Origin of the sequence: Dorea sp. D27 (assembly GCF_001185345.1) — a bacterium.
GTDB lineage: Bacteria > Bacillota > Clostridia > Lachnospirales > Lachnospiraceae > Extibacter.
Genome location: NZ_KQ236746.1, coordinates 342767 through 351443 on the forward strand (window position 1 = coordinate 342767; position 8677 = coordinate 351443).

Consider the following 8677-nt stretch of genomic DNA (forward strand, 5'->3'; position numbering starts at 1 on the left):
TTCCTATCGTGAGGAGCTGGAAACCCTTTATGAGATTATAGAGGAGTACAGGGAAAATATCGAGAAGATTGGCGAGATGCTGATAGCCACGTCAGGCATATATGAGGGAGCACAGCGCATGCAGAAGGTGCTGGCATCCGCCATATCGGCCATATCTTCTGTGGGCTACGATGGGGCAACGAACGAATATGTCATAGTGCCGGTAAATCTGCAGCTGTTTGCGAAGATTGAAAAAGAAAGGCAGGAGATCCTCATAGCGAAGGTGCTGAACAAGCAGCTCGGTGACGAGCTTCTGGGGGAAGAGGAGTTCATGGCGCTTGATGCAGAAGAACAGCTGGAGTATGCAGACAAGGTAGCAAAGTTGATCGGGAAATATATCCCGAACCTGTCGGTGCAGATGCTGGACGGGGAGATGAGGATACCGTTGGCAGATGGGCTTGTGCTGTATGGGGGAGTGGCAAATAGCATAGGGGCGGATCTGGAGAATCCCCATTCCGTGGATGTGGCCATATCAAAGAATAGGGAGATATTGGCGGATTGGGGCGTGAAGATTGGGAATCTGGAGGTGAAAAAGAGCATATCAGGGGCTGGCATAAAGCGTTCCTTTAACCTGGACAGCAAATCAACAGCATATACAGAAATAACTTTATCGAGAAAAGATAAATCAGGAAAGATAGAGTGGGGTGCAACAACAACTTATGAGGAAATAAACTCTGTTACCAGCAAAATCGGCCTGGAATTCCATCGGACAAAGCAGGACTGGGAGGAGAGCCTGATGGAAGCTTATGAACTGGAAATTACAGATGCGCCAAAGGAAGTCTTAGAATTACAGGGTATTCTACTGCCGTTTCCGGTGGGAGTACCTGTGCCGACAATATAATCATAATGAGCGGAGGGGAAAGGGAGATGGAGAAGATAAAAAGGGCCCTTGGATATATCAGCATGGCTGTTATGATACTGGTGCTATTATATGTAAAATATGCATATGAACGAGGACTAGAGCTGTGGCCGGTCAAAACGAAACTGCTGCATGATGAAGTGAGGGTGGAACGCAAGATAAAGATACCGGAAGGAGAGACGATGGAGTTTATACAGCCCGCTTTTCTAGTCGATTTATCCCATTCATCCACAGAGACTCCCGAGGACGCAATAGAAGATTTAGAAGAAGGTAATTATGGACATGAGTTATACGAAGAGGTTAAATTAAATGAGGATGGGACGCTCTCGATGACCGTGACGGGTAAACAGTTAGAGCGTTGGATACATACGAGTGAAGATGCCATAAATAAGCGAATAGAAGATGGATGGGATAAAGGACTGGAGATAAACATAGCAAAAGACTATACGAAAGTAACATATATAATGAAAGAGGGGTGCGAGCTCTCTTTTATGGAGTGGGGCATGTATGCTCAGGTCATTATAGGATGCTTGTTTGAGATACAGTCCTTCACCGGTATAGCGCCGGAGGACTGTTATGTACGTGAAGTGGTAAAAAGAGAAGTAGATAGTAAAACATTGACAATTATCGATATAAATTCTAGAAATAGATATTTAGAGATTACGGATGCACAGTGGTATGGAGAAGAGGATATGAAATAAGCATAGCCAGTTTTATAAAATTAAATTTATAGAATCACCATAGAAAATCCATGACTCTCCAGTTGTTCTACTACCGTTATCGGTCAGAGTACCTGTGCCGGCGATATAATCATAATGAACGGAGGGGATAGCGATATGGAGAAGATAAAAAGGGCCCTTGGATATATCAGCATGGCTATCATGATACTGGTGCTATTATATGTAAAATATGCATATGAACGGGGACTGGAGCTGTGGCCGGTCAAAACGAAACTACAGTATGATGAAGTGAGGGTGGAACGCAAGATAAAGATTCCAGTAGGAGAGACGATGGAGTTTATACAGCCCGCTTTTCTAGTCGGCATATCCCATTCATCCACAGAGACTCCCGAGGACGCAATAGAGGATTTGGAAGAAGGTAATTATGGGCATGAGTGGTATGAAGAGGTCAAATTAAATGAGGATGGAACGCTCTCGATGACCGTGACGGGTAAACAGTTAGAGCGTTGGATACGTACGAGTGAAGATGCCATAAATGAGCGAATAGAAGATGGCTGGGATAAAGGCCTGGAGATAAAAATAGAAAAAGACTATACGAAAGTGACGTATATATTGAAAGAAGGGTGCGGGCTCTCTTTTATGGGGTGGGGAATGTATGCCCAGGTCATCATAGGATGCTTGTTTGAGATACAGTCCTTCACCGGTATAGCGCCGGAAGACTGCCATGTACGTGAAGTGGTAAAAAGGGAGTCGGACGGAGTGGTGATTATCGATGCAGTCTCCCCGGGAGCATATTATGAAGTGACAGATGCACAGTGGTACGGGGAAGAGAAAATAGAATAAGTATAATAAACGGCGCCGAAGCCGGATGCCAGGCAACAATGTACACAGAAGGAGAAGGTATGGGAAAGAGCGAAGAGATAACAAAGGGGAAAGAATACATATTGGCAGAATCTGTACATAAAGCACAGATGAAGGCATCATCAGCCTATGATTATCACAGGCTGCAGGATAAGAGATGCTATTTTGTGCCCTGCAGGATAGAAGAAAATGAAGAAAGTCTTTGCTTTACCTATGAGCTGGAAGGCCTCACCCCGCTGAAAGAAGTGAAGAAAAATGACCGCGGACTGATATACAGCCTTCTGATCCAAGTGGGAGAGCTGGAAGAAGCGTCTGGAGTGTATGACTTTTCGCTGGAGCCGGATAATTTATATTATGACGCGCAGAACCGTGTGCATGTGTTGAGGCGTGACATCATGAAAGAGGAAGCCGATAGAGATTATTTCAAAGAGTTTCAGGCACTCGCAGGTGCCCTGCTGCAGAAGAAGTATACTTACGATGATTATCTGCGCGGTGGGATGGATCTTCTGAACAGGCAGGAAGAGACAAAAGGGGCAGCGCTTTGGAAGGGCATGGAAGATGCACTGACTGACTTAAGCCAGAAGCAGCACGAGTTAAGAAGTTATGAAAAGACGCATATGTGCAGGATAAAAAGAGGCAAGTACAGAGCAGTGGTAACCGGTATGCTATTGTTTCTCATACTTGCCGCCGCTGTATCGGCATACACATTTTACCAGCACTACAGTGTGATTGTTCCGCAGCGTGCGGCGCTTGCAGCACAGCGGGCCTACGTGGAATCAGACTATGTATCTGTTATCGACAGCCTCAGGGAGATTGAGCCGGATGCAATGGATATCCATGAAAAGTATATTCTGGCGGTGTCGTATATAAAGGGACAGGCAGTAGATAACTTCAGTAATGAAGCCAAGGACAATATCCTGTCCAGGCTTAACGTAGGGGGAGACTCTGCTGTAATGGACTACTGGATATATCTGGGACGACTTGAGACCAGAGAAGCAGAAGATATCGCCCTTAAGCTGTCGGACAACCAGCTGCTGCTCTATGCCTACCTGCAGGAGCGTGACCAGGTGTCCCGTGATTCGTCGTTAAATGGATCCGATAAAGCGCAAAGGGTTCAGGAACTGGATGGCGAGATTGATAAGCTTGCGGAAAAACTGGGAATCCAATACGACAAGAGTACAGAAGAGGAGTAGCGGTATGAATTATAATCTGGTGCAGAAGGAAGATTGGTATGAAGAGTATCCGCAGGGCGTCCAGCTTATGCATGAGGAGGAAGGCCGGACTGTCTCTTTGGTGTCAGAGAAGCATGTATATGCGAGAGAGGGCGAGCTGTACATAGGGAGCTGCGGGGACATCGTCATAGATAGATGCAGGCTGGAGCTGTGCATCCGTGGCAGGGAGGTGCGCGTAAAAGGCGATTTGGAGGGAGAGCGTATCTACCATAACAGGAAGCGCGTGAGGAGCTCCACTTTTCCGGTGGAAGAAGGGGATGTACTGCTGATACATCAAACGAAAATTATAATATATGAGGAAAAGCTGGCTGTATTAGGTGATGACAAACATTATACTTCTACTCTTCCCGAACTGATGGAAACGGAGGAGCCATTTGAAGGATTTCCATATTATAAACGTTCACCACGTATTATAAGACGTGTCGTGTCAGATGAGATTGAGATTCAGGCACCGCCTCAAAAGACGGGACTGAGCAGGTCGAACCTGCTCCAGACATTATTGCCGCCGCTCGGAATGATGGCTGTGACAGTTGGCATAGGCCTGCTGATGGGACGGGGGCTGTTTCTGCTTATGTCTGTAGGCGGCACCGGCATGACGGTTATCGTAGCTGTCATAAGATTTGCGAGTGACAGAAAAGAGAGGAAAGAGACGGACAAGAAACGCCGGAAACTGTATGAACAGTATCTTCTGCGAAAAAGAAAGCAAATATATGAACTGTACAGGAACGAAGAGGAGGCATATCGTTATAATTTTCCGTCGGTGCTCGAAATCCAGAAGATGGTGCACCAGTACGACAGCAGGATATATGAACGAAGCGGCTCGGATGAGGATTTTCTGACGATTTCCGTAGGTAAGCAGACGAAGAGGCCTGCGTTTAAGTTGAAAACAAAGGATAATGAACTGTCTTTGAATAAAGATGAACTGGATAAGGAAGCGGCAGAGATTGCGGATCTCTATGAATGGATGGAAAAGGAATGCGTTATAGACTTGAAGAAGGCTCATCTTGGACTTGTAGGTACGAAACCCGTTATCCATGAGCAGCTGAAAATATATATCAGCCAGCTCACTGCGCTTCAGAGCTACCATGACCTGCAGATCATCGTTGTATGTGATGGGAAATATGAGGAGGAATTCAGCTGGATGCGCTGGCTTCCGCATAATAAGATACAGTCGTTGAATGTTCAGGGGCTCATTCAGACGGAGCGTGTAAGGGACCAGATTCTTAACAGCATGAACCAGATATTAAAAGAGAGACAGGCCAAGCTGGATGAGAGCAAAAAGGAATCCAGATTTATTCCACATTTTCTATTTATCATTGATGAACCGAAGCTGATTATCGACCATTCGATTATGGAATATCTGCAGAAAGAGGGGGAATATCTAGGCTTCTCTATCATATACACGAGCTATCTGCAGGCAAACCTTCCGGAAAATATCGGGACAGTGCTGCTTCTGGAGCATTCTGGCGAAGGCAGACTTCTTCTTAAGGAAAAGGAATTAAAGAATGAGAAGATTACCCTGCAGAGACTGGAAAACTGTAATCTGGAGGCACTGGCAAGAGATCTCGGCGTGCTGAGGCATGTCCAGGGTGTGACGAGCCATCTGCCGGACAGCATTACCTTTTTCCAGATGTATCATGTCCGTAATCCCGAAGAGCTGGACATCCGCTCGAGATGGAAAAAAGGCGGTTCGCACAAATCGCTTGCGGTGCCGCTCGGCGTCCGGGCGGAAGATGACATCGTATATCTGAATCTGCACGAAAAGGCCCATGGCCCTCACGGGCTGATTGCAGGGACGACAGGCTCCGGAAAGTCTGAGGTCATACAGTCTTATATCTTGTCGCTTGCGGTTAATTTTCATCCTTATGAAGTGGGCTTCCTTCTTATCGACTACAAGGGCGGTGGCATGGCTAACCTGTTCCGTGACCTTCCGCATCTTCTTGGTACGATAACGAACCTGGACGGAGCGGAAAGCCTGAGAGCCATGGCTTCTATACGGGCAGAGCTGAAGAGAAGGCAGAGGATTTTTAAGGATAACGATGTAAACAGCATCAATGCATACAACAGCCTGTTCAAAGGGGGAAAGGTCCGGGAACCGCTGCCCCATCTCTTCCTGATCAGTGATGAATTTGCTGAACTGAAAAAGGCACAGCCTGAATTCATGAAGGAGCTGGTATCCGTGGCAGCCATCGGAAGGAGCCTCGGCGTGCATCTTATACTGGCTACCCAGAAGCCAAGCGGGGTGGTAGACGATCAGATATGGGCTAATTCCAGATTTAAGCTGGCGCTTAAGGTGCAGAATGAGGCCGACAGCAAAGAGATTATCAAGACGCCCGATGCCGCCGGCATTACACAGGCTGGAAGGGCCTATCTGCAGGTGGGGAACAATGAGATATATGAACTGTTCCAGTCAGCCTGGAGCGGTGCGGACTACATAGAGGAACAGGAAGATGAAGTTACGATGGATGACCGTGTCTATCTGATGAACGAGTTGGGGCAGGGCGTGCTGGTGAACCGGGATCTAAGCGGGACTCAGGCTGAAAAGAAAGCAAAAGACACGCAGCTTGACGTAGTGGTACGCCATATCAAAAAGGTGTATGAAGGCGAAGCGCATACAGACGTCAAAAGGCCATGGCTCCCCTCTCTTGAGAAGAAGGTAATCAGTCCGCTCATGGAAGATGGCGGAGGCGGTAGTATCGAAGAGGGCAGTCTTGTGGTACCCATAGGCCTGATGGATGTTCCCGAAGAGCAGAGGCAGACCGTGTATAAGCTGCATCTGCCGGAAGACGGCAACATAATGTACATCGCCTCCAGCGGATATGGCAAATCCGTATTTCTGACGACTGCTGCACTTAGCCTCGCGTTATCTAACAGGGTTTCAGAAGTTAACCTGTACATACTCGACTTTGGCAATAACGCGCTCGTCTCGCTCAGGAACCTCCCGCACACGTCTGAATACATAAGTATAGAAGACACGGAGCGGTATGACAAATTTAAGGAACTGATGACCGAAGAAGTGAGGGACAGGAAGAGACGGCTGTCAGCGGCTATGGCACCGAACTTCCAGGTATACAATGAAATGGCCGGGGAAAAGATGAGGGCGGTTGTAGTGCTGGCGGACAATTTTGATGCCGTGAAGGAAATGGGCTTCGATGAAGAAGAGTATTTTACACGTTTGACAAGAGATGGCGCCGGAGTCGGAATCTATTTTATAATAACGGCCTCCAGAATCAATGCAGTGCGTGCCGCAACGTGTAACAATTTTAAAAACAAGATTGCAGGATATAATTTCGAGAACGGTGAAGTGACGAACATCGTGGGCCGCTGCAAGTATAAGCTTCCGGAGATTAGGGGAAGAGCTTTCGTAAAACGGGAAGACAACGTCAATATGCTCCAGATATACACGATGGCCGCATGTGACAGGGCGGCGGATTATACGAAGGACATCCGGGAACTCGTACAGAGTGTAAGAGAAAGGTACCCGGGAGAAGAGGCGGAACATATACCGGTGCTTCCCGATGAATTCAGTTCGGATATGATGAGAGATTATGAGAGGGAGGAGGCAGACCTGTATCTTGGGCTCGAAAAGAAAAAAGTGATTTTGAGCGGGTTCTCACGGCTTTGCAGCCCGTTTCTTATACTCGGCGAGGGAGGGAAGGGAAAGACGAACGCATTAGAGATACTGATAGACCAGGCGGCAGGTACGGGTACTGTCATAATATTCGATGCAGGCAATATGGGGCTGTTCGGCTATGCTTCAAGAGAAGGGATGCAATATATAAGAGGTCTTGATGGGTTCATCACTTATATGGATGAACTGGAGCAGGAGGTAGAAAGCCGGGAGAAGCTTAAGAGAGAAAAGCTGGAAGAGAACGTGGGCATAGCGCCGGTGGAAATGCTACGGGAACTGCCGCCGTATTACATATTCATCGATGATCTGGATAATTTTCCCGCATATGAGACAAATTCGATACCTGAAATCACAGCCATGCTCAGAAGGGCATGTAACGTGGGCATCACGATGATTGTCACCGGACATACAGGAAAATTAAAAGGAGCAGACGAGCTTACCCGGTTTGTAAAATCTTCTTCAGAGGGACTGATGGTGAGCTCCCAGGGATTTCTGGGAATCATGCCGGTTCCGGCGGGGGCGGATCATGTGCCGTTCACAGAAGGCCTGTTGTTTCATAACGGTACTTATAAGGAACTTCTTCTGCCCAAGGCAGTGTAGAGGCCGGGCGGCTGATGGAAAAGGAGGCTGAATTATATGGATATCAAATCATCACTCGGAAGTGCAGTTGCTCTGCGGGGTAATATCGTCTCGGCAGGCAATAATATTACTTTACTGAATGTCGGCAGTGCCGTTGTTACGGGTGTACCTGCACAGTTGAACTGCGAGCAGACATATCAGGCGATGCAGGGATGCCTGAACACTTACAATTCGATTGTTAAAAGAGACGGTGAGCATGTGGCTCAGATAGCATATGCGCTGGACGCTGTTGACCAGAAGATACGAGGCCAGTATAAGTAGGAGAAGGAGCCAGGATGGGCGTAAAGATGAATGTAGGAACGGTACTGTCGGAACTCGATTCCATGAACAGATACCTGTCGGATGTCTGGATGAAAAGCGGCACGCTTGGCAAGGCGTTCCGGTCTTTTGAAGGAGAGGCCGGCCTTCAAAGTGCGGCATATGACAATCATAAGAGCTATATCGGGCAGGTGCATCAGCCCGTAGCAGAGGGAATCGCCGGCTTCTGTTCTGAGATGATGGAGGCAAACGATGCGTACGGAGGCTGCCTCCGCCAGTATTTTTCAGACGGAATGACCGTGGACGAAGATAAGTGGAAAAGCGAGCATGAGGCTTTGAAAGCGCATTATGACCAGCTTAATTCCACGCTGACCTATATCATAGAAACGATACGGAGCATGGTCTCTATGGGGGGACGCCCTGGGGCTGTCTATACGGATATGAGCGGCTATCAGCGTATCGCCAATTCCTATCGTGA

At 47.6% G+C, this 8677-nt stretch carries 7 protein-coding genes; all 7 read left to right on the top strand.

Annotation, left to right across the window (positions count from 1 at the left end):
• On the top strand, positions 1-880 hold an 880-nt coding region (locus HMPREF0980_RS19190; RefSeq protein ID WP_198146299.1), incomplete at its 5' end, for a hypothetical protein.
• 26 nt (positions 881-906) lie between these two features.
• Positions 907-1599, top strand: coding sequence for a hypothetical protein (locus tag HMPREF0980_RS15335; RefSeq protein WP_147629846.1), 693 nt, complete (start codon positions 907-909; stop codon positions 1597-1599).
• A gap of 135 nt (positions 1600-1734) precedes the next feature.
• Complete coding sequence (locus HMPREF0980_RS15340; protein WP_049729958.1) at positions 1735-2421, top strand: hypothetical protein; 687 nt, start codon at positions 1735-1737, stop codon at positions 2419-2421.
• A gap of 59 nt (positions 2422-2480) precedes the next feature.
• A complete protein-coding gene (locus HMPREF0980_RS15345) occupies positions 2481-3632 on the top strand; it encodes a type VII secretion protein EssB/YukC (protein ID WP_049729959.1) in 1152 nt (383 codons plus the stop codon).
• A 4-nt stretch (positions 3633-3636) separates the two neighbouring features.
• Entirely contained in the window at positions 3637-7902 is a 4266-nt protein-coding gene (gene essC, locus HMPREF0980_RS15350; RefSeq protein WP_049729960.1) for a type VII secretion protein EssC, read from the top strand.
• Between the two features lie 36 nt (positions 7903-7938).
• Positions 7939-8202 carry a TIGR04197 family type VII secretion effector gene (locus HMPREF0980_RS15355; protein ID WP_049729961.1) on the top strand — a complete coding sequence of 88 codons (264 nt, stop codon included), beginning with the start codon at positions 7939-7941 and terminating at the stop codon, positions 8200-8202.
• Between the two features lie 14 nt (positions 8203-8216).
• Positions 8217-8677 (top strand): hypothetical protein (locus HMPREF0980_RS19195; protein ID WP_049729962.1); only part of this gene is annotated, 461 nt, incomplete at its 3' end.

Excerpts from the sequence above, each read along its gene's own strand:
- HMPREF0980_RS15355 (WP_049729961.1), top strand. The coding sequence starts at position 7,939 with ATGGATATCAAATCATCACTCGGAAGTGCAGTTGCTCTGCGGGGTAAT.
- HMPREF0980_RS15335 (WP_147629846.1), top strand. The coding sequence starts at position 907 with ATGGAGAAGATAAAAAGGGCCCTTGGATATATCAGCATGGCTGTTATG.
- HMPREF0980_RS15340 (WP_049729958.1), top strand. The coding sequence starts at position 1,735 with ATGGAGAAGATAAAAAGGGCCCTTGGATATATCAGCATGGCTATCATG.
- HMPREF0980_RS15345 (WP_049729959.1), top strand. The coding sequence starts at position 2,481 with ATGGGAAAGAGCGAAGAGATAACAAAGGGGAAAGAATACATATTGGCA.
- essC (WP_049729960.1), top strand. The coding sequence starts at position 3,637 with ATGAATTATAATCTGGTGCAGAAGGAAGATTGGTATGAAGAGTATCCG.